At 40.8% G+C, this 25,874-nt stretch carries 19 protein-coding genes; 14 read left to right on the forward strand and 5 right to left on the reverse strand.

Annotated features, from left to right (window positions below):
- From JEP71_RS11750 to JEP71_RS11765, 4 genes are all read right to left on the reverse strand, one after another.
- A complete protein-coding gene (locus JEP71_RS11750; protein ID WP_232797606.1) occupies positions 1-2,709 on the reverse strand; it encodes a putative virulence factor in 2,709 nt (902 codons plus the stop codon).
- Between the two features lie 2 nt (positions 2,710-2,711).
- Positions 2,712-5,696: a virulence factor SrfB gene (locus tag JEP71_RS11755; RefSeq protein WP_198626280.1), complete on the reverse strand. Its 2,985-nt coding sequence runs from the start codon at positions 5,694-5,696 to the stop codon at positions 2,712-2,714.
- Between the two features lie 3 nt (positions 5,697-5,699).
- Complete coding sequence (locus JEP71_RS11760) at positions 5,700-7,175, reverse strand: SrfA family protein (protein ID WP_198626281.1); 1,476 nt, start codon at positions 7,173-7,175, stop codon at positions 5,700-5,702.
- A 581-nt stretch (positions 7,176-7,756) separates the two neighbouring features.
- Positions 7,757-9,262: a vWA domain-containing protein gene (locus JEP71_RS11765; protein ID WP_198626282.1), complete on the reverse strand. Its 1,506-nt coding sequence runs from the start codon at positions 9,260-9,262 to the stop codon at positions 7,757-7,759.
- Positions 9,263-9,674: 412 nt separating this feature from the next.
- Here JEP71_RS11765 and JEP71_RS11770 point away from each other — a divergent pair, with 412 nt between their 5' ends.
- The 6 genes from JEP71_RS11770 (at position 9,675) to JEP71_RS11795 (ending at position 15,485) form a co-directional block, all read left to right on the forward strand.
- Positions 9,675-10,460 (forward strand): class I SAM-dependent methyltransferase, encoded by a 786-nt coding sequence (locus JEP71_RS11770; protein WP_198626283.1) that lies wholly within the window; start codon positions 9,675-9,677, stop codon positions 10,458-10,460.
- An 11-nt stretch (positions 10,461-10,471) separates the two neighbouring features.
- A complete protein-coding gene (gene nikA / locus JEP71_RS11775; RefSeq protein ID WP_198626284.1) occupies positions 10,472-12,046 on the forward strand; it encodes a nickel ABC transporter substrate-binding protein in 1,575 nt (524 codons plus the stop codon).
- A 71-nt stretch (positions 12,047-12,117) separates the two neighbouring features.
- On the forward strand, positions 12,118-13,044 hold the full coding sequence (opp1B, locus tag JEP71_RS11780; protein WP_109373724.1) for a nickel/cobalt ABC transporter permease: 927 nt from the start codon (positions 12,118-12,120) through the stop codon (positions 13,042-13,044).
- Positions 13,045-13,046: 2 nt separating this feature from the next.
- A complete protein-coding gene (opp1C, locus tag JEP71_RS11785; RefSeq protein ID WP_109373723.1) occupies positions 13,047-13,916 on the forward strand; it encodes a nickel/cobalt ABC transporter permease in 870 nt (289 codons plus the stop codon).
- Positions 13,894-14,703, forward strand: a complete 810-nt coding sequence (locus tag JEP71_RS11790; RefSeq protein WP_198620104.1) for an ABC transporter ATP-binding protein — start codon at positions 13,894-13,896, stop codon at positions 14,701-14,703. Before opp1C ends, JEP71_RS11790 begins: the two co-directional genes overlap by 23 nt.
- Before the next feature lie 29 nt (positions 14,704-14,732).
- The gene (locus tag JEP71_RS11795) at positions 14,733-15,485 is read left to right on the forward strand and encodes an ABC transporter ATP-binding protein (RefSeq protein WP_198620103.1); all 753 of its coding nucleotides are present in this window, start codon (positions 14,733-14,735) and stop codon (positions 15,483-15,485) included.
- A 57-nt stretch (positions 15,486-15,542) separates the two neighbouring features.
- Here the strand turns inward: JEP71_RS11795 and JEP71_RS11800 are convergent, their stop codons facing one another.
- Positions 15,543-15,971 carry a hypothetical protein gene (locus JEP71_RS11800; RefSeq protein ID WP_198620102.1) on the reverse strand — a complete coding sequence of 143 codons (429 nt, stop codon included), beginning with the start codon at positions 15,969-15,971 and terminating at the stop codon, positions 15,543-15,545.
- Positions 15,972-16,411: 440 nt separating this feature from the next.
- On the opposite strand from JEP71_RS11800, the gene JEP71_RS11805 reads away from it, so the two are divergent.
- The 8 genes from JEP71_RS11805 to JEP71_RS11840 are packed head-to-tail and all read left to right on the forward strand — an operon-like array spanning position 16,412 to position 25,817.
- The gene (locus JEP71_RS11805) at positions 16,412-17,998 is read left to right on the forward strand and encodes an FGGY-family carbohydrate kinase (protein ID WP_109373719.1); all 1,587 of its coding nucleotides are present in this window, start codon (positions 16,412-16,414) and stop codon (positions 17,996-17,998) included.
- Between the two features lie 50 nt (positions 17,999-18,048).
- Positions 18,049-19,695, forward strand: coding sequence for a signal transduction protein (locus JEP71_RS11810; protein ID WP_198626285.1), 1,647 nt, complete (start codon positions 18,049-18,051; stop codon positions 19,693-19,695).
- A 10-nt stretch (positions 19,696-19,705) separates the two neighbouring features.
- Positions 19,706-20,635 carry a dihydrodipicolinate synthase family protein gene (locus JEP71_RS11815; protein WP_198626286.1) on the forward strand — a complete coding sequence of 310 codons (930 nt, stop codon included), beginning with the start codon at positions 19,706-19,708 and terminating at the stop codon, positions 20,633-20,635.
- A 22-nt stretch (positions 20,636-20,657) separates the two neighbouring features.
- Positions 20,658-21,710: a sialidase family protein gene (locus JEP71_RS11820; RefSeq protein WP_198620100.1), complete on the forward strand. Its 1,053-nt coding sequence runs from the start codon at positions 20,658-20,660 to the stop codon at positions 21,708-21,710.
- A gap of 20 nt (positions 21,711-21,730) precedes the next feature.
- Positions 21,731-22,705, forward strand: coding sequence for a tripartite tricarboxylate transporter substrate binding protein (locus JEP71_RS11825; protein ID WP_232797607.1), 975 nt, complete (start codon positions 21,731-21,733; stop codon positions 22,703-22,705).
- Positions 22,706-22,762: 57 nt separating this feature from the next.
- Positions 22,763-23,224 (forward strand): tripartite tricarboxylate transporter TctB family protein, encoded by a 462-nt coding sequence (locus JEP71_RS11830; RefSeq protein WP_109373714.1) that lies wholly within the window; start codon positions 22,763-22,765, stop codon positions 23,222-23,224.
- 19 nt (positions 23,225-23,243) lie between these two features.
- The gene (locus JEP71_RS11835; RefSeq protein WP_198626287.1) at positions 23,244-24,761 is read left to right on the forward strand and encodes a tripartite tricarboxylate transporter permease; all 1,518 of its coding nucleotides are present in this window, start codon (positions 23,244-23,246) and stop codon (positions 24,759-24,761) included.
- 54 nt (positions 24,762-24,815) lie between these two features.
- The gene (locus JEP71_RS11840; protein ID WP_109373712.1) at positions 24,816-25,817 is read left to right on the forward strand and encodes a LacI family DNA-binding transcriptional regulator; all 1,002 of its coding nucleotides are present in this window, start codon (positions 24,816-24,818) and stop codon (positions 25,815-25,817) included.
- Positions 25,818-25,874: the final 57 nt, after the last annotated feature.

A 25,874-nucleotide genomic window follows, 5' to 3' on the forward strand; every position in this document is an offset into this window, starting at 1 on the left:
TTATGACTCCACGACGGATGATTTCATGGTTTGAATTATTTGGCCTAATAGTGCGTTTTGTTCAGCACTGATCTCTCTTCCCGCAGAATGCCCCGCATTCTCAGTAATAATCGCTGATAAAGCGATAAGCCAATCAATTACAAATAAAAGGGTGTAGTTAACAGGGTTGGTAGGTAAGCGAACTAAGCGCTCATCCTCACCCCATTGCACGCTAGTGTTATCGGGTTTTTCAAAGATTTTATGACCGACATTGATTTTGCTATCTGGCTTCTCAACACCGTTATCTTTGAAATTAAACCAAGTAATAAAATCACCCAGCACATTATAAACACGAGATGACTGCTGTTCGGCTAAGTCATCACGACGGGCAATGGCTTCTGTCCCTGCAAGGGTTTTCAACATGCGTTGTTCAACACCTAGGCGATTAATAGCCGTGATAAGCTCATCAACTAGCAACACCATAATTTCTTGGTCAATGCCTAAATAGGTTAACAAGGTACTGTTATCAGGCAGGCTACGCAGATGATTTATCCATAATGCCATCACTTTTTTAGGATAGGTAACCTCATTGCCGTGACCTTTAGGGGCTTCATCTTCTTCAGGCTCTAGAGAAATCGGGGCATCGCTAAAGAGATCAAAAGTCGGTTGCTCTATAGCTGCAAAGGCAGAAACTGGCGCTTGAGTCGCTTTTTTGTTATCTGAAAGCGTATCGATAACCTCTTTTTCTTGCATATATAGATCGTAGAGTGATTTGCGAGAAGGCAACAGGTAATCCAGTAAAGCACCTTGCAAATAAGGGCGACTTTGCATAAAGCGTAAAATAGTGGCTGCGTTACGGCGTTTGACTTGGAGCTCTTCTTCACCGCCTGATTGATACCATTTTTCAAGATGATGACCGATTAAATCACGTTGAATTTCTTGCAATTGCTCACTAATACGTTCAAGTTTCAGTGATTTTAACGCAACGGTTTCAAGGTAGTCGGCAAGGCGTTGCATACCGCCATCGTTAAGCGACAACATAGCATCCCATGCTTGGTCTGGCTCACGAATATAGCGTTGGACAGTTTCGTCTTCAGCAAAGGTTTTTTTCATCAGATGTAATTGTGAAACACTGCCCTCGTTTAAGACAGTCTCTTTGCCATTACTGATTTGAATAAATGGGGTAGGTACACCTGGTTTACGCACTAAGAAGGTGTTATTGAAGGCTTCACCATTGATCCAATCTGATGACATCCATTCATATTGACCAAAGCGCTCTAACATGGCCATTTTGATCATGCCACCTTTACCCCATGATTGACGCAATAACGCTTCATTCAGGGTTAATGAGTTGGTAATACGCATATCAAACATGGTCATTGCCCAAATTAAACCAGAAGGGCGTTTAGCGCGTGTTAATGCATCTTTACCTTGCGTGTTATTGATCCACTCTGTGAGAACTGCACCGACTTCTTTTACGTCTGATTGCTTGTTTGATGCGGTACATACCACAAGTACATTCATCTCTTGGTTATCGGTATAACGTTCAAACAGATAGGCAACTTTACCCCGAAGAATAAGCTGTGCCAGAGGATTAGCGCTGTCATCGTTGACCTGACGACGTACATCCGCCATAGTTTCAACGCCTAAACGACCGCGATAGCCCGGAAAATCAAGCAGTTCAACGTGTTCAAATAGAGCCTTACTCGGTGCATCTAATAATGGGACGACTAATTCAACCGTCAGTGCAGTTAATTCGGCTAATGACAATGTGACAGGGGCATCAATACGATCGCCATGAACAGGACAAATGCTGATCTGGCTATCATTGGCAGTATTGAGACGCTCTAACATATCCACATTCATAATACTGTCTGCTTGTACTAACACGCCGTCTTGTTCTTTGACTAAAGAAGAGAGCGGAGCCAAAACAAGAGATGCATTACCTAAAGAAGCCAGTGTGGTGCTAAAACGTTGATAAGCGGATGTCAGCTCTGCAATATCGCCCCATAAAACAGAAAAGAGTTTAGCGCGTTGCGCAATGCTGAGATAAGGCGCTAATTCAATCGCTTTAGGCCAATAGGTTGTCGCCAGTTTTTTCTGGCTTTTTTCCGCATGGCGTTGCAGATAATCCCATAATGAAACAACATCATCATGAGTAATACCCGCAACAGGTGTCGCACTGCGTTGTGTGCTTAATGAATTGATTAAACGAGAAATTTTCTCATCATCTAATTCAAATTCAATTTTTTCCTGATTAAAGTCATACAGATAAGCATTGGCGAGAATTTTAACAATCTCAATTTCGCTGAAAAGATGTAGCTCGACAGGAAACTCTTGCGTACCTTTTGTGGCATTGCGACTAAAGCGAGTCACTAAACCTGTGGCTTCTTTACCGCCACCTGGTGGGTTGATGTGGTCGATAAAATCAAGGGTTTTACCTGACATGCTCGTTCTTAATCGGCCTTCTTGTCCTGCGGCAAGTGCTGAAATCAGGTACGATTTTCCTGCCTGAGACAGACCAAAAAAGCCCACAGACATTGGTCGTTGTGTCGCTAAACTGAGATTTTTCGCCATATTACGGCTACGGCGCAGACGATAGATAAGGCTATCGGCTTCGGTATTTAAACGAGGTGCATTACCTCTTACGGCCGTTACCCAATCAATGGCTTTACCTGCGCCTTGATAAATGGCATCCCATTTGGCTGTTAACTGTTTTTCATCCATCATATTCATTTACCTAATACACTCCCGCTATCCAGCCAATAGGATGTTTCACCAATACCACTATCTGCTAACGTATTGAGTTTGAAGCTTAAACCGTTCTTATTAACGCCACCTTTGCCATTAATAAGCTCCATCTCTTCAATACGTAATTTTTCAGATTTATTGTCATCATTATGGCCAGAGGCACCTCTTTCTTCTCCCAACTTGATATGCAATACGCTGTCTTCTTGGCTAAGTTGCTGTGCCAATTTCGGATTTTTAATGCGTAAGGTATAAAGTGGAGACGCAGGCCAACGGGCATTATCCAATTGACGGAAACCTAAGCGTATTCCGCCTCTGACTTCAAAATAGGTATCAGGATCAGGCTCAAATTTATCCTGAATATCACGGTAGTAAACGTCATTATCGGAAATAGTGTTGTTGTTATCCAACATCCCTAAATAACGTACTGTTGAGTAAGTTTTAAAGTTACCTGTCGAGAAGTAGAAGTTGAGTAAACGTGCATTTTCAGCCATTAAACACAACATTGCACCGACTGCCGCTGTTGATTTTGGATCGTCAATACGGCCTTTTTTGTTGAATGGATACCAACCCCCTGTTTTGTAGCCGTGTAATGGCAGAATACGAGAAGGCGGTACAGGCTGTAATACTTTTAATAGCGCTTGAATTCCCGGTAAACGAGAAGGGCGACCTGTCAGCAGTAAAACATCACAGGAGTAGTAATAAAGTACTTCACACAGTGCTTTTAAACTACGTGTGATATTAATACGTTCACCTGAAATAAATTCAGCGTGCAATTGCGCAAAGTTAATTTGTACAGGCACATTTAAAATGGAGAAACTGTCGCCACCACCAAGCTCTTTATTGGTTGCGTCATCAATATAACGACGTACATGTTCTGTCGGTAGAACGTTAAGTAATTCACCAAAAGTACTGTTAATGCCTTCATGAGGAACTAAGGGATCGTAGTTTTCGTATTGGCTTAAAATCTTTAACCCAATCGGATTAAAGATTTGTAGGGTAAGCTGTTGGCGCAACACTTGTTGCCCTGCATCTAAACCTTCACTGCCAAAAAGAGAAGACATCAGAGCATCAGCATCAGAAATACCCGCATCCGTTAATGCTGTGCGTAATGCAGGCAACACACAAATTTGGATGATATCTAATAAAATATCATCACCTGCAATTTTGAATCCTTCACGGAATAACTGTGTTGGAATAATTTTGACGTTGCTACCTGTACCCGTATCCAATTTATAGCGTGTGATAACGAGATCGGTTGTTCCGCCGCCAATATCAATTGAGGCAATCTTTAATGTACTATCACCCGTTAATGTGCGGTTATCTTCACGCACTTGGCTGGCAAAAAAGGCTTCAGTACGCTCACCAAATTTAATTTGAGTTTCGTTGTAGAGATAAACTAACTGGCCACAAGTGGCTTCATCCCATTTCACATGGATGTTTGGCATCGGTATACGACATTGTTCATCTTTACCGTCAAAACGCAATTTTTCGTCAGTCGGGTCCCAATTCATGGCTTTCCAAATTAGCCCTAATGCGTTTTCCATGCACGTCTCAAAAATAGCGCGCTCTGGTTTTGGCATTGCAGGTGGAATAGTCAAAATGATATTGCGCAATTGACGAGGCGCACTTGCGTGACTCATTTTAAGGCGTTGAGCTGGGCTGTTCATTTGTGTTAATGCCTGCGCTAACACTTCGGTTAACATCATGGTCATTAATGAACTGCGAGTATAGTTTGGCGTAAATACAGGCATGCGATCATCAGGCTCTAAACGGAATAACGGTTCACCGTGATCGTTTAGAAGATAAGTCATCGGCACAGCAGTCGCCAGTGGCTCTCTGTCTGTTTGACCAAAAGAACGACTAAAGCGCCAACCCGGCGAATAAGGCGAGTCGTCCCATAAATAGCGTTTAGGGCTTGAAATACCTGTTGAACCTTCAGTTCCTAAGCGTTGCGCTGCCATACGATTGGCTTCTGGGCCAACGCGACCAATGGTGGGCCACATAAAGGCATTGTTGCGACCGCTATTAACTGAAAAATCTTGTTTACCAAATTCAGCTTGCGCAAATTCAACACGGCTTTCAAATGGCTCATTATAGATTTGATAAGGATGGCTTAGATCACGCAGTGTCATTTCATAGAGTTGCGTTAACCCTTTGTTATCATTGATATGATCTTCAATTAAGATCCCACAAGTGCGTGAGTTACCCACATCAAGAATAAGATCAACTTCAATCGCAGGCTCTTGTGGTTTAGTTTCGTTAATTTTGATTTCAGGTAAGTGTAGTTTCTCACCTAATATATTGAGTAAATTGAGGTAATGTGCTTGATGTTGAAACTCTTTGAGCGCCTCTTCAAGTTCATCATGGTACATTTTGGTGACAGCCAGCGCTCTTTCGCTAAAGACTTCCTTTAACCAACCATCAATCCACGGTGTTTCAAGGAAGTTCTCAACTTCATAACCTAAATAGGCCAGCGCAAAAGCAACACCAGAGCGAACATCTTCTTCGTTTGGTGCAAGATAAGCAGTATTGGCGCGATTAGGCTCAATACGGGTATCAAATGCCACAACAACACGGTGTGTATGTCCATCTTCATCGGGCTCTGGCAGTTGATGGAACATCATTCTTACCCAGTTATCAGGGCCTTGAGAGAATGCGCGTGGTGGATTAAAACGGAAAAATGGCACTGGTAGCCATGTGTCATTTAATAGTGTTAATGACTCTTCAAGGGAGAAACTAAATTCAGCTTCTCTCGGTGTTTGAGGCTGATTTTTAGGTGCAGGATAAAGATAGTTATCATCTCGTTCATTATAGATGAGTCGCATTAACGGGCCGTTTTCGCCTTTTTTAACAAACTCACCGTACTCTTTGCGCTGTGGTAGCTTAAAACCGAAATCCAGAAACTGAATATTACTGTCTCGGATAAGGGTAATTTTATCTTTATAATCGGTCAGTGGCGCTAACATGAATTAGTTATTCTCCCGCTTCATTGATAATGGGAATGGCTGACTGTTCTCATATTTTCCTTGGCAATCAGCAATATTTTGGCTTCCTGGCTGGCAAATAATGTTTGGCATCAAATAGTTTGAGCCATCACTACACAGAGCCTGACCTTGGTTATTAATATTTAATCCGCCTTGATTAACGGCTGCGTTGACAGGTGCTTTGCAGGTCACGCCATCACTGCGAGTCATTACGACTTGTCCTTTGCCATTATCGAGTTGGTAATTTAGGCTCAGTGGCTTACCTGTTTTTTGATCTTGGATCCCCGCCCCTGCTTTCCATTGGCCATTTAGGAATTGGGTTGAGCCATTCGCTAATGCATTCGCAGGAATGGTCAGTGGTGTTGTGTTATCAACTGTCGTAGGCGGTGTAACATCGGGTGGAGCATTGGGATCAACAGGAGGGTTAGGCGTGTTGCTCTCATTTCCTGTATTTGGGTTGTTATCTGTTTTCGGTTGCTCATTTTGTGCCGCAGGATCAACGGGTGGTACATTCGGTTGTTGTGCATCTTCGGGCAATGTTCCTTCAGGTAAGGCACCTTGGTTATTGTCTGTTTGAGGATCAACCACAGGTAAACCCGTATTAGGATCAACCACTGCACCGTTACCGTCAGTGCCATTAATCACATTTCCATTCGTATCTACAGTGCCTAATGTTCCAGTGTGAACAGTGCCTGTTGGCACACCGACGGTGTGACCGTTAGTTACCACTGTGGGGATTTTCGGTTTTTCAAGCGTAGGTTCTGGCAATTTAGGCGCTTCAATATCTGGCGTTTTAATATCGACCGTAGGTAACGCTGGCGTTGAAAAACAGCCTCTTAAGAAGAAAATAGCGAGTAGAAGTAATAATAAAGGTAACAGCCACCATAAAAAACGCCACCAAGGACGCTTAGTGTCAGTAATGATGATATTTTCTTGGGCTGGTGGAACCGCTGGTGATGTTGGTGCGATTGGCGCAACCGCTGGCTTTAAGCAAGCAACAGGATCAACTCTAAGTTGCTGATTGGCGCTGACAAACCCCCAAAAGGTAATAATCGGTTGTCCATCAACAATAAAAATATGGTTTTCGTCAGGAAATTGGATAGTTTTACTGAGCAGGGCGCCAAAAAGCTGGCTTTCTTTATTTCCAGCTCTTTGCTGTTCTTGTTCACTAAAGGCGATTAAATCATCTTGATTCTTTTTCAGTAGAGCATAAGCGGCAGTGCGCTCTTCTTCTGAAGCCGCAGACCAAGGAATAACAGAGCCGTCAATCGGTGAATACCAGTCAATACGCTCGCCTGTTTCATTGGGCTGAGGAATAGCAAGGCATTGAGAAATATGTGCCTTTCCTCTTAAACGTAGAGTTTCACGTAGTTGCAGTGCCGAGATATAAACAGCCTGTCCATTTTCTCCCATAGGGAGGTAATTTTCTAATTTACCACTTCGTAAGAATGCTTTATTCACGACGATCATTCCGCTAGGCAAGATTATCTATGGGTAAGTTGGCTTATCCGTAAATAGGCTTTAAGGCTAAAAATAAAGATATAAAATTGATATACATTTTATATTATCAGAAATTGGGTGTCTATCTAGCGGATTATTTAGGGTTGATTAACTGATTATTATTAAAGGTTTTTTTATTTTTCTTGAGTGAAAGAGGGAATATTAAGGTAACGATTATGATAATTAAATAATGATGTTACAGGTTGCGCTATATTTTCTTAAATATATGGATTAAATCACCGAGATATTGAGTTTTACATTAAAAAATAATGAAATAGAAGAAAAAAAAGACAAAATATAAAAGAATAAACTATTAATGATCATCTAACTGTTGTGATAATAATCACAAAATAGGTTTATTCTGAATAATGAGGAAATAAAAAAGGAAAAAAATACCTAATTAAGGAATGCTCTTAAATAGATAAGATATAGAGCTTGTGAACTTCAATATAATAATAAAATACACGTAATACGTGAAAAAAATTCACCCTCAATGTGAAACCAAAGAGGGTGAGTTAAATATTAGAAACAGTAATCAATCATTATTTACAGTTCTTTGGAATATAATCTTCAATCGCTTTTCGAGTCATTAAACTGACTTCATTCGCATTACGCGCCGTGAAGACTTTACCGCCAGTGGCATTTGCCACACAGTTACCTGCACCAGTACCTAAAATATCCACCACATTAATGACGGCGCGAGGGTGAGCGCGCTTTAAGGTTCTGGCTGCGGCACAAGGGTCTTGATCGCAAGACTCTAAACCGTCTGATAACAATACAATAATGGTGTCATGATTATTGCCTTTAATTAAATTACCTGCACGCTTGATAGACTCGGCTAATGGTGTGCCACTATCGGGCTCAATACGTTTAATGTAACTGAGTAATTTTGATCTCTCATTACCACCATAAGCAGGGCTTGATTTCACAACACCACAGTCAGATGCCACAACGGTGGTAATTTTCATATCTGACGGAATGTTATTAATGATTTTTATTGCTGCGTTTCTTGCGGTTGTGATCCGTCGAGGTTCGGCATCATAACCTGGGAAAAGTTGTCCAGTTGAAGCGATATAGTCTAAATCACTCTCCGTTAAATTCATGCTCAGCGCCATAGAACCAGAGGCATCAAAGATAAGGATCACTTGAGGTGCAAGTTCCGCTGGGCGATCTGCGGGGCACATTTGTTTAATTTTACTGGCTAAGCGATTTTCACAGGTTGTATTTGCGGCTTTCTCTGTCACACCCGCTTTTTTCAATTCATCTTGTACACAAGCTTCTAATGGAGTGAGTTTTTTCACTGGCACAGGCTTGGGCACTGGTGCAGGTTCTGGTACAGGCTCAGGAATAGGCTCAGGAATAGGTTCTGGAACGGGTTCAGGGATTGGCTCTGGCTCAGGAACAGGCTCTGGTTTTGGCGGTATGACAACGGCAGGTTTCTCTTCAACCACAGGAGGAACCGCTTTCGGATCAAAACAGCCTTTTAACCAAGACGCCAATAAAATTAAAAACAGCAAGAATAAGAAGAGTAATAGCCAACGTAACCAGCGATTACGTGTTTTGGCGGGTACATCGGCAAGCGCGGCACCCGCAGCTGCGGCACTTGCGCCTGCGGTGACTTGTGCAATAGGTGGCGGTAATGGTGTTGTGCGTGGCCACCATGTAATAACGGGTTGCCCATTAATAATATAGACACTTTCGCTATCAGGTAGCGTCGATGCTGTATCTAAAAGATGGCGCTCTTCATCCGTAATTCTATTTTGCGATGCTAATAGCGCCGTTTGCGTTTTAATATCGTTAAGGCGTTCATCTAAAATACGTCTTATTTCTTGCTGCTCTTGTCCTTGTAACGACGTTAAGGCGATAGGATTACCAGAAACAGGAGAATACCACTCAATCACGTCATCCGACTTTTTCTCTGGCGTCGCAAATAGAGAACGATACTTAGTCGGAAAGTGTTGAGTTAGCAATTGAAGTAATTGCTGTTGGTGCGTTAAGGCAAAATCGGCGCGGGTAATATCAGCCGTTAATCGTGAGATTCGATTCATATTTTAGAGAGCCTTATGTGACGGCTATATTCGGTTAAAGAAAGCAAATTAAGATAGCAATATTATTGACTATAACGGTTTTATAAAAAAGGTGAAATTAAAGCGTTCACTTTTTTAATATAAGACAAAATTAAATTTTATTTCTAAATCCGCTCAATTTATTTCTCTATTTTAACAGGGGGAAATAATTCATTTGCTTATTTATCTCCACTCCCATTAGGATGCGCATTTATGTTAAAGATAAAGATCGCAAATTGGCCGTTCTCTCTTATTGAGTACTGGTGAATATTGATATAGCACATAGAGCATCAAGGCGTTACAAGGTATGTTACCCACACTAAAAAATAGCCAAATCATTCGCTTTTAGGGGAATTCATTCCTCTTTTTACGTTGATATAACAGCAGGTTTCTGATGACAAATAAAATAAATAATAACCAATTACTTAATGATGTAACTCGCTACTGGAATATCAGAGCTGAAAGTTATAGTGAGTCTAATCAACAGGAATTGCTGAGCGAGAAACAACAGAAATGGCGTCATCTGTTATTGGGGCATATCAAAGAAGGTGAAACCTTAAAAGTGCTTGATATTGGTACGGGGCCTGGTTTTTTTGCCATTTTATTAGCGTTATCAGGCCATGATGTCACGGCAATTGATGCAACTGAGGGCATGTTGCTGGAAGCCAAACAAAATGCGCAAACGCATCAGGCAAATATTCAATTTATTCGCGGTGATGTACACCAACTGCCTTTTGCCAGTGAACAATTCGATTTAGTGGTGAGTCGCAACGTGACATGGAATTTAAAAGCGCCTCAAAAAGCGTATTCAGAGTGGTTTCGTGTATTAAAACTAGGTGGTAGTTTGATTAATTTTGATGCTAATTGGTATTTACATCTTTTTGATGAAAATTACTGGCAAGGTTTTGTGGCAGATAGAGAGCGTTCAATTGAAAAGCAAGTTGAAGATCACTACGTCAATACAGATACCAAAGAGATGGAACGAATTGCTCGCCAATTACCGTTAAGTCAAATTAAACGCCCTCAATGGGATATTAATACCCTGTTAGAAGTCGGTTTTAGTCGATATATGATAGATACTCGCATTGGTGATTTTGTGTGGAACGAAGAAGAAAAGATTAATTATGGCTCCACACCGATGTTTATGATCCACGCACAAAAACAAAGAATAGATAATTAAAGGAGAACAACGTGAAGCCCTTATTTTCAGTGTTCCCAACACTATTATTAACACTTGCATGTGCTTTTCCTGCGTTAGCAGATAAAAGTAATAATATGTTGGATTATGCCAGCACAAAAGACATTCGTGATATTAACCCGCATCTCTACTCTGGTGAGATGGCGGCTCAAAACATGGTATTTGAATCCCTTGTATTAAATACCGAAAAAGGTGTTGCACCTTATTTAGCGGAGCGTTGGGATATTTCTCCTGATGGAAAGAGCTACACCTTCTTTTTACGTCATGATGTGACTTTTAGCGATGGTGAACCTTTTAATGCTAAAGCAGTAAAATTAAATATTGAAGCTGTGCTAGACAACTATGAACGACATGCGTGGTTAGAGTTAGTTCGTCAGATTGATAGTGTTGAAATTGTTGATGAATTCACGGTTAAATTAAATCTAAAAAACCCTTACTACCCAACATTAACCGAATTAGGTTTAACTCGCCCATTCCGCTTTATTTCGCCAAATTCTTTTATTAATGGCAAAACAAAAATGGGTGTTGCGAACTATATTGGTACAGGGCCTTGGGTATTAACTGAGCATAAAAAAGATCAATATGCTGAGTTTAAAGTTAACCCAAATTATTGGGGAGAGAAGCCGGTATTAAATGGCGTAATGTGGCGAGTGATCCCCGATAGACAAACTATGTTACTTTCTCTACAAAAAGGGGATATTCAGCTTATTTTTGGTGCAGATGGCGACATGTTAGATATGGATTCATTTGAAGCTCTTATGGCGTCAGATAAATTCAAAACTGAAATGAGCGCACCGATCGCTTCTCGCGCAATTGTGCTCAATAGTAGTCGTGCAATGACATCCAGCCAAAAAGTCCGCCAAGCATTACAATATGCGGTTGATAAAGAAGGGATTGCACAAGGTATTTTAGCGGGTAGCGAAAAAATCGCTGATACTTTAATGGCGCGCAGTGTGCCTTACTGTGATTTTGATTCTCCAACTTATGCTTATCAACCAACAAAAGCGATTGAACTATTAGAAGCCGAAGGCTGGGTATTACCAAAAGGTAAAGCTATTCGTGAGAAACAAGGTGAGAAATTACAGCTATTGCTCTCTTATAATGTGAATAATGCCGTTGAGAAAGAGATAGCTGAACTTATTCAAGATGATTTTAAAAAGATTGGTGTCGGTTTAACGATTTTAGGTGAAGAGAAACAAGCCTATTTAGATAGACAAAAAAATGGTGATTTTGATTTACAATATTCACTGTCATGGGGAACGCCTTACGATCCCGCTTCTTTTGTTTCATCATTTAGAATACCAGCTCACGCAGATTATCAAGGGCAAAAAGGGTTGGCAAATAAAGTCCAATTGGATGCAATGATTGGCGAGTTATTAATTACACCTAATGAAGCGCGCCGTCAGGAACTCTATAAAAACTTGTTTACGTCATTAGCCGAGCAAGCGATCTATATTCCGTTAACCTATTCACGTACTAAGGCTATCCATCGTAGTGAATTAGAAAATGTGGGCTTTAATCCATCTCAATATGAAATACCGTTTGAAAAGATGCGCTTTAAGCCTTAATTAATGCATCAATGAGATTAACCAAAATAAGTGAGGCACGTAATATCAACGTGCTTCACTGATCAAATCTTATGCTACGTTATATATTCTGGAGAGTGCTGGCTATCTTCCCACTGGCACTGATCATTTCATTTATTGCCTTTATTCTGTTGGAATTAGCTCCGTCTGATCCTGCGGAAGTCGCGCTACGCGTCAATGAAATAGTCCCCACACCCGAAGCCATTGAAGGCATGCGCCATGAATTAGGGTTAGATAAGCCTTTTTTTACGCGTTACTTTTTGTGGTTAATGGCGGGTTTGCAACTCGATTTTGGTACCTCTTTTCTTACAAGAACCCCTGTTATTCAAGAGATGTTAAGGGCGTTACCTCCAACACTTTGGCTAGCTTCAACCGCGCTATTCTTTACGATTATTCTGACACTCCCTTTAGCATTATGGTGTGTGGCTAAACCTCAAAGTTTTACGGATAAATGCATCCGTTTCATTGTGTTTATTTTAACGGCTATTCCTAATTATTGGTTAGGATTGCTATTAATTTGGGGAGTCGCTGTTTATTTGGATTGGTTGCCTGTCAGCGGGATGCTATCGCCTCAGTCTGTTATTTTGCCTGCTCTGGCGCTCTCTTTAGGGTATATCGGCACTTATTTACGGTTATTACGCGGTGCGATGTTAAATCAATGGCATCAGCCTTATGTCTTTTATGCCAAAGCGCGTGGATTACCTGATAATCTTATTTTGCGTCGCCATATTTTACGTAATTCGCTGTATTCCAGTTTAACGGCTTTAGGGATGAGTATTCCAAAGCTTATTGCTGGTACGGTGGTGATTGAGAATATTTTTGCTTGGCCGGGAATAGGGCGACTATGTATCAGCGCTATATTTGGTCGTGATTATCCGATGATACAAGCTTATATTTTATTGATGTCACTGTTATTTCTCTTTTTTAATTTTCTGATGGACGTCATTCAAATGATGGCAGATCCACGGCTAAGGAGATAATGATGTGGCGGATTTTTTGGCAACGACTCGGAAAAGATAAAAGTGCGCAACTGTGTTTATTGGTGATTATGATTGTGGTTATTGCAGGAATATTCGCCCCTTGGTTAGCTCCGCATGATCCCACATTAACCTCAATACGTTTGAAATTTAAGCCTATAAGCTTTGATTACCCGCTGGGTACGGATAATTTAGGGCGCTGTATCTTTTCAAGGTTATTGTTTGGTGTAAGAACGACGGTATTTTATGCCTTATTAGCCATGAGTGTGACATTAATGATTGGTTGGTTAATGGGAATGTTAGCCGGATTTTTTCATGGTAAGACAGACACATTAATTATGCGATTATGTGATGTGGTTTTGTCATTCCCAGCAGAAATTATGATCTTAGCGTTAGTGGGAATAATGGGGCCGGGTATTGGTAATATCTTAATTGCCGTTATTTTAGTGAAATGGGCATGGTATGCCAGAATGATCAGAGGGGTTGTTCGCCAATATTCCCATCGTAATTACATTGCATATGCACAGGTGATTGGTGCACCTTCTAGTCATATTTTACGACGTCATTTATTGCCAGTAACGTTTGCTGAAACTATTGTCTTAGCATCAACGGATATTGGTAGTGTTGTTTTAATGATCTCGGCGCTCTCCTTTTTAGGGTTAGGTGTACAACCACCAACGCCAGAATGGGGAAATATGTTGAGTGAAGCAAAAAATGTCATGGTATTACACCCAGAGCAAATGTTACCCGCAGGCATTGCAATTACCCTTGTTGTTACTGCATTTAATTTTTGGGGTGATTTCTTACGTGATGTGTTTGATCCGGATAATCGTCAGTCAGTAGGAGAAAAGCATGAACAACTTACTGACGCTTGAGCACGTTTCTATTACTCATCAAGAAAGCGGAAAAAAACTGATTGATGATATCTCTTTCTCGATAAAGCAAGGGCGTACATTAGCGATTGTAGGCGAAAGTGGTAGTGGCAAGAGTTTGATTAGTAAAGCCATTATGGGATTACTACCTGAACAATTAGTCATGTCAGGGGAGATTTTCTTGAATGGAAAGAAAATCAGTCATGAGGCGCTTTCTCAACGTCGAGCTTTATTGGGGACATCTTTAGGTGTGATTGTGCAAAATGGCATGAGTGCCTTTGATCCTCTAATGAGAATAGGAAAGCAATTTTGCCAAACTTTAATCTACCATTTTTCCTATTCTAAAAAGCAAGCCGTAGAAGAAACTGAGTTGGCATTATCTCATGTATTTCCTCATCAATTTCAATCTATTATGCAAGCATTTCCTCATCAATTAAGTGGTGGACAATTACAACGTGTGATGATTGCGATTGCACTTGCCTTATCACCAAAATTATTAATTGCAGATGAACCGACAACGGCGCTTGATGCACCTCTTCGCCAAGATATTTTAAAACTACTCCAGCATGTCGTCACAACTTATCATTCAACACTGATTTTTATTTCTCATGACTTAGGGATAGTCAATGAAATTGCTGACGATATATTAGTTATGCAAAAAGGAAAAATGGTTGAATGTGGTGAGAAAATAACCGTTTTATCGCATCCAACACAAGAATATACGCGTTATTTAATTAATGCACGCCGACAGCTTTCATTACGTTTCGAACAATTGATTAATAAAAAATAGATTAATATTATCCAAATAAAAGAGGGTTTATGTTATTAAGCGTTGAGAATATTAGTAAGTACTATACTCAAAAAAATAACACACTATTTGGTGAAAAAGTGAAGGTTATCGACTCACTCTCTTTTAATATTAATTCGAGTGAAGCTTTTGGTTTAGTGGGTGAAAGTGGCAGTGGTAAAAGTACGTTAGCGCGTTTAATTTGTGGATTAGAGTTACCTGATAGTGGTGCCATCTTTTTAAATAATAAGCCCGTTACAAAACGACTTCATCGCCAAGGTATAATTAGTATCGTTTTTCAAGATTATATGACGTCTGTTAATCCAACATTAACGGTAGGCGAAATTATTGCTGAGCCGATTAAAATCATTAATCCAAGTATTAGCACTCAAGCACTGAAAACACTTATTTTTGCTTTTTTAGATAAAGTAGAATTATCTAAAAGCTGCTATACACGTTATATATTTGAACTTTCTGGAGGGCAGGCTCAACGGGTATGTTTATGTCGTGCATTAGCATCTTATCCAAAACTTATTGTATTAGATGAAGCGCTTAGCTCTTTAGATATTCCCACTCAAGTTCAAATATTAGATTTATTAAAACAGTTAAAAGAAGAATTTACACTCTCTTATCTTTTTATTAGTCATGATATTCAAACAGTGGCTTATTTCTGCGATAAAGTGATGTTCTTTTTACAAGGTAAAAATATTGAATTGTGTGAGATAAATAACCTAGGTAAAGTCACGCAGGATTATTCAAAAAAATTAATTCAATCCGTTATTTAATCAATAAATAGTAATAAAAGACAGCAGTAAAATACTGCTGTCTTTTATTGGCAAAAATTAAAGATTATTCATTAAATGTTCTTGAACCGCTTTTGCATCGTTTGCAGCATTGAAATCAATACCAAAATTCAGCGTGCCTTCTTTGAGCTCAATACTACGTGGTGTTGCTTTAGAGCAGGTAATATTCTGTATTTTTTCTTTTACCGTTTCTTGTGCTATTTTTGAGCTCTCACAAGTATTAATTACGCCTTTTAATCCTTCGCTACAATAACTATCAATACCTGTTGTTTTTAAATCATCAGCAGTAAATGCAGACCAATCAAACATGACTTTTATATTGGCATCACAGCTTTTATTTAAATCAACAATACGAGATTGAATATTCTCCTCGAATTTTTGTTGTAATTCTTTTTCAGCTAATGTCGCTGCAAAGGTAGAAGAGGAAATAAGCAGTAGAGAAAGACTAATAGCAATATTTTTCAACATAATTAAATGCTCCAAAAAAGAATATATAAATTTAAATTAACTTATTAAAAGTAAAGTAATAGAGCGTTATAGCAATAGGAATATTATTGTTTTTATTTATTTTATTATTTTTTGAATAATATCTCTTATTATTAGAGAGATATCTTTTTATAAAAGGGTATTTATTGTCGAAATATTGCTATTTTTATAAGTGTTTTTACTTATCTTATTAATTAAATGTTCGTTAGCTTCATAACGAACATAATCGATTCAGTATGTCATCTAAATAACGCATAAAGCCAAATAAATAAATTATCAATAAAATCATGATATTAAATTATCTATGTAGATCTGCATCACAAACTAATCTTATTGTGATTGTTTTTTCAGCATGCTCGAATTAACTTGCTAACTCGAAGTAGCAAAAATTAGCATAGCGTTAGCAAATGATGAGGGTTCGCATGGAACAACAATATTTTATTGGCGTTGATGTTGGCTCAGCCAGTGTCCGTGCAGCGGTATTTGATAGCAATGGAAAGCGTTTGGGCTTTTCTGTCCGCCCTATTGCTCAATTCCGCCCAAAAACGGATTTCGTTGAGCAATCGTCTACCGATATTTGGCAGCAGGTTTGCACGACTGTAAAAGAGTCGGTGGCGTTATCAGCTATTGATCCTATCCATGTGAAATCTATTGGCTTTGATGCCACTTGTTCTTTAGTTGCTGTGGATAAGGATGGCAAAGGGCTTTCTGTTTCACCGAGCGGCAAAGCGGAACAAGATATCATCATGTGGATGGATCACCGTGCTGTACAAGAAACGGTTACCATCAATCTGACCAATGATCCTTCACTGCGATATGTCGGTGGTGAAGTGAGTATTGAAATGGAGTTGCCAAAAATTCTCTGGTTAAAAAATCATTATCCAGAGCGTTATCAAAACGTATGGCGATTCTTTGATTTAGCTGACTTTTTAGTTTGGAAAGCAACATCAGGGGATGTAGCAAGTACCTGTACATTAACCTGTAAATGGAACTATTTAGCACATCAGGGACAATTTAGTGAGAGCTTGTTAGCCGATGTAGGTTTGGATGAATTATTAGAAAAAGTACCACAAACCATCCTTGCGTTAGGTGAACAAGCGGGTTGTTTAGATGAGTCAGTTGCCAATGCGTTTGGCTTGCACACGGGTGTCATTGTTGCTTCAGGCATTATTGACGCACATGCGGGTGGGTTGGCATTAACGGCATCACAACCTGAAGGTAGTTTGGCAATTATCAGTGGTACGTCTAACTGCCATATGATCGTAAGTCAATATCCCATTATGGTACCTGGTGTTTGGGGACCTTACTTTGGCGCGATGTTACCAGACTTATGGCTAAATGAAGGCGGTCAAAGTGCTGCTGGTGCGTTAGTCGAGTGGTCTATTCGTCGTCATGAGTCATGGGCTGAATTAGAACAAGAAGCGAATGAAAAAGGGGTGAATTACTACGCCTTATTAAATGAAGCTGTCGCTGAATTGGAAGAAACAGAACAATATCCAACCGCACAGTTTCATGTTTTAGCTGATCACCATGGTAATCGCTCTCCACGCGCTAATCCTGCCGCAAAAGGTATGGTAAGCGGATTAACGTTGGAAAGTGGTCGTGTTGCATTGGCTCGTTATTATCTTGCAACACTGCAATCTATTGCTTATGGCACACGTCATATTATCGACACACTTGAAGATGCTGGACATCAAATTAATCGCATCGTGATGTGTGGTGGTGCAACGAAAAATCCATTGTGGCTACGCGAATATGCTAATGCGACAGGCCGTGAAATTCATTTAGCGCAAGAAGAAGATGCAGTGAATTTAGGGGCTGCATTATTAGGTGCCGTAGCGTGTAAAGCCTTTGATGATTTCTCTAAAGCTGCCAGCGCAATGGTACGAGAAGGTGGCATTATCGCACCAGATAGCGACACGTTTGCCTTCCATCAGGCCAAATATCAAGTTTATTTGCAGATGTATCAAGATCAGCAGCGTTATAACGAAATGATGTCAGATTGTTGACCACTAATTTTTCCGATTATGAACCGAGTTTACCTTACCAGGGATACCTTATGTTGAACTTAAATCTACCAAAATTACCAACGACCATTACAGCAGGTTCTAAAGAGATCCTGATGGTCACCAACGCAGACTTACGTGAGCCTGCAAACGTAACTTGCTGGCCTGTACAGAAAAAATTTGAAGATAAACTGGCTACAGCATTAGAAGCTCAAGGTTACAAAATGAAGCGTGCTCATGAGATTAATGAAGCTCGCGGTCATGGTTTTATCAGCAGTCAGCGTGAAGGTTGCGATATGTTTGCTGCAATCGATCCTGATGCACCAGTGATTGTGTTATTAACCGCATGGCAATATTCACACCATATTGCCTCTTCTTTAGCACACCATCGTGGCCCTATTTTACTGCTGGCTAACTTTGATGGTACATGGCCGGGTCTGGTGGGCATGTTGTGTTTAGCGGGTACGATGACCAGTTTAGGTAAAAATTATTCACGTTTATGGTCAGAAGAGTTTGATGATGAATTCTTTGTAGATGGTTTAGCTACTTGGTTAAAATATGGCTATGTAAATCATAAGCTTAACTATCTTACAGATATTGCGCCAACACACAGGGTAATGGCGACAGAAGCCGGCGAAGTAGGTCGCAAAGTCGGCGAATACATAATTAAAAATAAAGAAATAATCGGTTTGTTCGATACATTCTGTATGGGAATGATTAACGGGGTCTTCCCACAACAGGCAATGATCAATATTGGTATGCCAATTGAATCCCTTTCTCAGTCTGCGTTACTGGTCGAAATGGCAAAAGTACCGACAGAATTAAGAGAGGCATGTTTACAGTGGTACGAAGATAACGGGATGACGTTTATGTTTGGTCAAGATGACAAAACTGAACTCACTCGTGAACAAGTGATGGAGCAGTGCGCCATGATGATTGCAATGGCGCGTTTCGTAAAATGTTTTGGTTTAACGGCGGTGGGTGTGCAATATCAGCAGGGCTTAAAAGATTGTTGCCCTGCATCTGACTTTGCTGAAGGTGCGATTGGTTCGACCGCGCGTTTCCCATTACCAGATGAAAACGGCGAGATTATCTGCCCTAACACGCCAATTCCTTGTATCAACGAAGTGGATATGGGTACGGCTATTCCTCAAACGATGTTATGGCGTTTATTAACATCATTAGGATTACCGGCTGAAACTACACTACATGATATTCGTTGGGGTAGTGAGTATGAAGGAACATTCTACTGGGATATGGAAATTTCAGGCTCTGTTCCTTTTGAACACCTCAAAGGTGGCCTAAAAGGTGCAACAGGTTATCGCCAGCCTCCGATGTTCTTCCCTAAAGGGGGTTCAACTATCGCGGGTCAAGGCAAGGCAGGACGCTTGTTATGGAGTCGTGCACACTATGAAGGTACTGATGTGATTATGCATATCGGTACAGGTGTGGCGGTAGAATTACCTGAAGCAGAATTTGAACGTCGCCGTAGAGCAACTAACTACGAATGGCCATTACTGAACTGTACGTTAGATGGCGTAACTCGTGATGACCTTATGGCGGGACATCAAAGTAACCACATTACTGTGGCTTATGTTGATGAAGATAAATTGGCGTTTGTGCTAAAAGCATTCGTTGCTCAAGCACTGACTCAAGGTATCCAAGTGAAAGTGGCAGGCGATGCCATTAACTTACTGTAAGGAATTGATGATGAGTCAGCAAAAATACGTCGGTGTTTGGCCTGTTATGCTAACCCCTTTTGATGCCAAAGGGGAGATTGATTGGGCGTCATTAGAGCGCCTTGTAGACTGGTATATCGATTCTGGTGTACATGGACTATTTGCCGCCTGCCAATCAAGCGAAATGTTTTATTTAAGTGATGAGGAAACTCAAGCAATTACCCGTTTTATCGTTGAAAAAGCAGATGGAAGAGTACCTGTAGTTGCTTCTGGTCATACTGCAACCGCATTAAGTCAGCAAAAAGAACAATTGCAGGCAATGGCGAGTACTGGCGTCGATGGCGTCATTATGATCAGTAATCGCTTGGCTCTTGTCGGGGAGTCAGATGATAAAGCGATGGAAACACTGCAAGTCTTAACCAATGTGGTGCCAAAAGAGATTGATTTGGGTATCTATGAATGCCCTTATCCTTACAAGCGCTTGTTATCTGAAGAGATTGTAGAGTGGTGTGCACAAAGTAATCGCTTTACCTTTATCAAAGATACGTGCTGTTCTCTTCCGATGATAGAACGTCGTTTGGCATTATCAAAAGGAACTCGTTTGCATCTTGCAAACGCTAACAGTCAAACGCTATTAGCTTCATTCCAAGCTGGATGTCAGGCATATAGCGGTGTTATGGCAAACTTCCATCCAGAGCTTTATGTTTGGCTTTATGAGAATTGGAAAGATAAACCAGAGCAGGCTGCGGTGTTAGCTGATTATTTATCAACAGCAGCGATGACCGAAACACTGGATTATCCAGCATGCGCTAAATATCATCAGCGCCTGATTGGTAACTTCAGCACACTGGTCTGCCGTTCCCGTAACAGTAGTCAGTTTGAAAACTCATTTTTCCCTTCTGCCGTCAATAGCATGACTGCATTGGGTGAAAATATGAAGAAGTGGCTTTCGTTAGATTAATTTAGGACACAGGAGTAGGAATATGCCTTTCGTGATGAAGGAAACCCAGTTTGTGCTTGATAATGCACATTCACTTTTTAATCACTGCCATGCTTCAACGATTGTGCGTGTGCCTAACTCTGAGCGTTTATTAACCGCTTTTTTCGCTGGTGATAAAGAAGGTAGCGGTAATACCGCTATCTGGCTAGTGATGAAAGAGGGTGATCATTGGCAACATGCTCAGCCTGTTGTTAAAAATCCGGGTGTTGCGCACTGGAATCCAGTTTTACATGTTGACCCATCAACAGGTAATATCTGGCTGTTTTATAAAACGGGTCCCGATGTACATAGTTGGACGACCCAATACGTTATCTCGAAGGATGGCGGAAATAGCTGGAGTTTACCGAGTGAATTGGTTTCTGGTGATGTAGCACCTAGAGGTCCTGTGAAAAATAAAGTGTTAGTGATGTCGAATGGCGAGTGGTTGGCACCAGGATCGGTTGAGGATGACCAATTCTGGGATGCGTTTGTCGATATTTCGAGTGACAACGGTCAACACTGGTTGCGAGTAGATATTCCAATTGAACATCATAAAGGTGAACAGACGGAACATGAAATCTGGCAAGGTTTAAAGGACGATGCCTTATGGGAGACTGATCTACAACGCGTTTTTCAATGGGATGGCGTGATACAGCCAACACTATGGGAATCCCAGCTTGGGCATGTGCATGCCATGATGCGGAGTACGCGCGGTACGATTTATCGTAGCGATTCAACGGATTATGGGCGCAGTTGGTGTCCAGCTTATGCAACAATATTACCAAATAATAATAGCGGCATTGATGTCGTCTCCTTCGCAGATGGTCAACTGGCATTGGTGTATAACCCGAATTCAGGTAACTGGAGTCGTCGTTATCCCATCTCTGTCAGTCTTTCATCCGATAATGGCAGTACTTGGTCTGAACCATTCGATTTACTCGATGGGGAAGGCGAATTTTCATATCCGGCTATTATTGCTGAAAACAATACCCTACACGTGACCTTTACTTGGAACCGAAAAAACATTGTTTATCAGCAGTTAATGGCTACTCAATAAAAATGTGGAGAAAGGGTTTTATGAAAAAGAGTCTACTCGCAGCGTTGGCGATTACGATGACACTGGGCATGGGGAACGCAGTTGCCCAACAGTTAACGTATCCTACAAAAAATATTGATGTTGTCATCCCGAAAAATCCAGGCGGTGGTACTGATACTTCTGCACGTACTATCATTGAATTTGCAAAAGATGTGATGCCGGCTGGACGTATTTTCGTTCCTGTGAATAAGCCTGCGGGTAATGGTTTAACGGGTCTGATTGAAGTTGCTAATGCGCGTCCAGATGGCACGAAATTAGTAATGACAACCGTTGAACTTGCGATGTTCCCACACCAAGGAAAATCACCAGTTACTTATAAAGACTTCACCCCAATCGCAACAACTATCGCTGATCCAGTGGTGCTAGTTGTTAATGCAGAATCACCTTACACCACGTTACAAGAGTTTATCGATGGCGCGAAAGCGAACCCAGGTAAACTGAAAGTGGGTAACTCAGGGATGGGTGCTATTTATCACTTAGCGGGTGTTAATATCGAACGTACCACGGGGGCTAAATTTAACCATATCCCTTATAACGAAGGTACAGGCCCTTCAATCGCTGCTTTAGTGGGTAACCACCTTGATGGCGTATTAACAACGCCGGGTGCAGTTAAATCTCAAGTTGATGCTGGTATTCTACGTGTTCTTGGTGTAATGGATGAGCGTCGCTTCCCATTATTCCCAGCCGTACCTACTTTCAAAGAAGCATTGAAATTAGACACTAACGTGAAAATGCGTGCTTGGGCTGTATTAGCAACAACAGCTAATGTCCCTGATAACGTGAAGAAAGAGTTAGTCGGTGCATTCTCTGAAGTGGTTCAAAAACCTGAATATCAAGAAGCACTGAAAAAACAAGGTATTATGCCTGTTTACATCACAGGTGACGATGCTTACCAAATGATGAAAGAAGACCACGAAATGTATGCTGAGTTAATTTCAGCAACTCTGAAAAAATAACCTTTCTATGATAAACCACCCTATCCGCAAGCTGGATAGGGTCGGGGAGATCCCGACATGACTAAAATCAATACAATCATCGGTGCGATTTCAGTAGCTTTTGGGCTACTTATTATCTATCTCTCCCGTGATATGAGTATGTTTGATGAATATGGTGTACCAGGAGAGCGCTTCTGGCCTTATGGTTTAGCCATCTTATTTGTTTTACTGGGGATTTTTCAATGGATAGGTGTGATTGTGCAAAAAGTAAAACACGTTCACCAATCTGTTGACTTAAGTTCGACTGCGGTTAAGCGTGCTTATGGCTTAGGCATTTTTATGCTGCTATATGCAACTGGCTTGTATTTTTTTGGTTTTATTATTCCGTCATTGCTTCTTATCCCAATCATTATGTGGTTGATGAATGAAAGAAAGCCTATTGCGCTGGTTATTATTCCAGTCGTAATGGTTGCCGCCGTTTATGTCTTCTTTGACATTATCTTTAATTCACCTCTGCCAACCTCCGTCTTTTTTGAGTAAGCGGTAAAGGAGCTTTGAGATGGAAATACTAGACGCTTTAATGGCCGTTTTCAGTCTGGAAACGATAACGATGATCCTGTTGGGGGTATTCGCGGGTATTATTATCGGCGCATTACCAGGCCTAACAGTGAATATGGGGATTGCATTGCTTCTCCCATTAACTTACTCCTTCCAAGGAATGACAGGGATCTTATTATTATTGGGGATGTATTGTGGTGCCGTATATGGTGGCTCAATTACCGCAATACTAATAAGTACACCAGGAACACCCGCTTCTGCTGCTACGGTATTGGATGGTTATCCAATGGCGAAAAAAGGTGAAGCAGGAAGAGCACTGGGTTTATCTACGATGGGCTCTATGTTTGGGGGGATCTTTAGTACGATTGCCCTGATTGTTATTGCGCCTCAATTGGCAAAAGTAGCGACGGGTTTCTCTGCTGCTGAGTATTTTGCACTCGCTGTATTTGGCATAAGTATTATTACCAGTGTATCATCGCAATCGATTGTGAAAGGATTAATGGGCGGGGCAATTGGTTTAGCAATCGCAACCATTGGACTTGATCCGATGACATCAGGACCTCGTTTTACCTTTGATACTGTGTATTTAATGGGTGGTGTTTCATTTATTCCTATCCTGGTTGGCCTGTTTGCTTTCTCTCAAGGACTTATTAGCTTCGAAGAAGAGTACCGTGAGCGTAAGCAGAAGAAAAACGAAAAAATTAATGCACGTATTCACCGTGTATTACCAACGTGGGCAGATTTTAAACGCGTATTACCAACATATTTACGCTCTTCTGCTATTGGTACAACGATTGGAGCTATTCCGGGTACGGGTGGAGATATCTCATCATTTATCTCTTATAACGAAGCAAAACGTTGGTCTAAACACCCTGAAGAGTTTGGTCATGGTTCACCAGAAGGTGTGTCTGCACCAGAAGCCGGTGCAAACTCAGTGACAGGCGGAACCATGGTGCCTTTAATGACCTTAGGTATTCCAGGTGATGGTGCAACTGCTATTATCATGGGTGCATTTATGGTTCAAGGATTGGCATTAGGGCCTCAGCTCTTTACTGACAATCCAGTTGAAGTTAACAGTATCTTTATTGGTTTGATGATGGCGAATATTTTCCTCGGTATCTTAGGTTTCTTATGTATGAAACTCTTCGTTCGAGTGATGGATGTTCCGCGTCGCGTATTAGTACCAATTATCTTTGTATTATGTAGTGTAGGTGCTTATTCTGTGAACCATAGCATCATCGATGTGTTTGTGATGATGGGGGCAGGGTTACTCGCTTACATTATGATTAAGCTTGATTTCTCCATGTCTCCTGTGGTTATCGGGATTATCTTAGGGCCGATGGCAGAATCAAACTTACGCCGTGCTTTAATGATGTCTCAGGGTGATTTATCTATCCTGTATACACGCCCAATTACAGCGACATTCTTAGGTATTGCGATACTGACGTTGATCCTACCCATTATTGGACCTTCGTTAAAAGCGATGTGGAAGAAATACCGAGCTAAGCCTGCTCAATAAAGGTTAATCAGCCCTCATCATTAAGATGAGGGCTATATCAATGATGGAATATTAATGGCAAAAACAGTTGAACAGATTGCAAATGACCTGAATTTGTCTATTACCACAGTCAGATTGGTATTAAATGGCAAAGGTGATCAATACCGGATCAGTGCAAAAACGCAAAAGAAGATAGCAGACTATGTTGAGGTGTTTGGTTATACCGTCAATCATGCGGCTAGAAGCTTAAAGCTTAATAAAACAGATACCTACGGATTGGTTATTCCTCGTCTTTCTAACCCATTCTTTGCCGCTTTAGCCGAAAAATTAGAGATGCATTGTCACCAAATTGGTTGTCAGCTAACGATTAGCTGTACTTATGGTGATATCAAAAATGAAAATAAGCTCGTTAAATCAATGGACGAGCGCAATGTTGATGGCATTTTTATTGTTTCGTCTAGCCGCAAAAATCAGCTACATCATGTTAAGCATCGTCAAAAACCATTGGTTTTTTTAGATAGAGATTTCTCTGTTAGTGAAGCTATTTGTGTCGCTTCAGATAACTGTGACAGTGGCGCTCAGCTGACAAGAGCGATGATAAAGCAAGATGCGCCAATCCACTTTTTTGCGGGTGATGCATTATTACCAACTATTGCCGCTCGTTTGCGCGGTTATGTGCAAGCCATAAAAGGGCATTATGGTGATGATAACCGCGTCACTGTCTCTTATGCTGAACATAATACGACCAAAGATGGTGAGCGGATGATGAAACAGTATTTGGAACAACATCAGCAAATACCTTCTCATTTTATTGCTTCATCGTTGCCTATTCTTGAAGGTTTATTGAGTGTTATCCGTCAACGTGAAGGGAGTATCCCTGCTCATCTTCATATTGGTACATTCGATGATCATGTGATGCTCAGCTTTTTACCGAATAATGTGTGGTCCATGAAGCAGGACGAAGCGTTATTGGTAGAAAAAGCCTTTGAAATCATGACGGCAAAAATTTCAGGCACTGTTGTGAAAGCGCCTGCACTTATCAAAACACAGCTTATTGAACGTCTCATTCCAGCCTAATGAGTCAATTAGCAAACTTATTCGCCTCACTTTGTGAGTAGATTAAGCTTTCTATTC

Origin of the sequence: Proteus sp. PR00224 (assembly GCF_016238105.1) — a bacterium.
Taxonomy (GTDB): domain Bacteria; phylum Pseudomonadota; class Gammaproteobacteria; order Enterobacterales; family Enterobacteriaceae; genus Proteus.

Bases quoted from the DNA above. Each gene is read 5' to 3' on its own strand.
- JEP71_RS11750 (WP_232797606.1), bottom strand. From the start codon at position 2,709: ATGATGGATGAAAAACAGTTAACAGCCAAATGGGATGCCATTTATCAA.
- JEP71_RS11755 (WP_198626280.1), bottom strand. From the start codon at position 5,696: ATGTTAGCGCCACTGACCGATTATAAAGATAAAATTACCCTTATCCGA.
- JEP71_RS11765 (WP_198626282.1), bottom strand. From the start codon at position 9,262: ATGAATCGAATCTCACGATTAACGGCTGATATTACCCGCGCCGATTTT.
- JEP71_RS11770 (WP_198626283.1), top strand. From the start codon at position 9,675: ATGACAAATAAAATAAATAATAACCAATTACTTAATGATGTAACTCGC.
- opp1B (WP_109373724.1), top strand. From the start codon at position 12,118: ATGCTACGTTATATATTCTGGAGAGTGCTGGCTATCTTCCCACTGGCA.
- opp1C (WP_109373723.1), top strand. From the start codon at position 13,047: ATGTGGCGGATTTTTTGGCAACGACTCGGAAAAGATAAAAGTGCGCAA.
- JEP71_RS11790 (WP_198620104.1), top strand. From the start codon at position 13,894: ATGAACAACTTACTGACGCTTGAGCACGTTTCTATTACTCATCAAGAA.
- JEP71_RS11795 (WP_198620103.1), top strand. From the start codon at position 14,733: ATGTTATTAAGCGTTGAGAATATTAGTAAGTACTATACTCAAAAAAAT.
- JEP71_RS11800 (WP_198620102.1), bottom strand. From the start codon at position 15,971: ATGTTGAAAAATATTGCTATTAGTCTTTCTCTACTGCTTATTTCCTCT.
- JEP71_RS11805 (WP_109373719.1), top strand. From the start codon at position 16,412: ATGGAACAACAATATTTTATTGGCGTTGATGTTGGCTCAGCCAGTGTC.
- JEP71_RS11810 (WP_198626285.1), top strand. From the start codon at position 18,049: ATGTTGAACTTAAATCTACCAAAATTACCAACGACCATTACAGCAGGT.
- JEP71_RS11815 (WP_198626286.1), top strand. From the start codon at position 19,706: ATGAGTCAGCAAAAATACGTCGGTGTTTGGCCTGTTATGCTAACCCCT.
- JEP71_RS11820 (WP_198620100.1), top strand. From the start codon at position 20,658: ATGCCTTTCGTGATGAAGGAAACCCAGTTTGTGCTTGATAATGCACAT.
- JEP71_RS11825 (WP_232797607.1), top strand. From the start codon at position 21,731: ATGAAAAAGAGTCTACTCGCAGCGTTGGCGATTACGATGACACTGGGC.
- JEP71_RS11830 (WP_109373714.1), top strand. From the start codon at position 22,763: ATGACTAAAATCAATACAATCATCGGTGCGATTTCAGTAGCTTTTGGG.
- JEP71_RS11835 (WP_198626287.1), top strand. From the start codon at position 23,244: ATGGAAATACTAGACGCTTTAATGGCCGTTTTCAGTCTGGAAACGATA.
- JEP71_RS11840 (WP_109373712.1), top strand. From the start codon at position 24,816: ATGGCAAAAACAGTTGAACAGATTGCAAATGACCTGAATTTGTCTATT.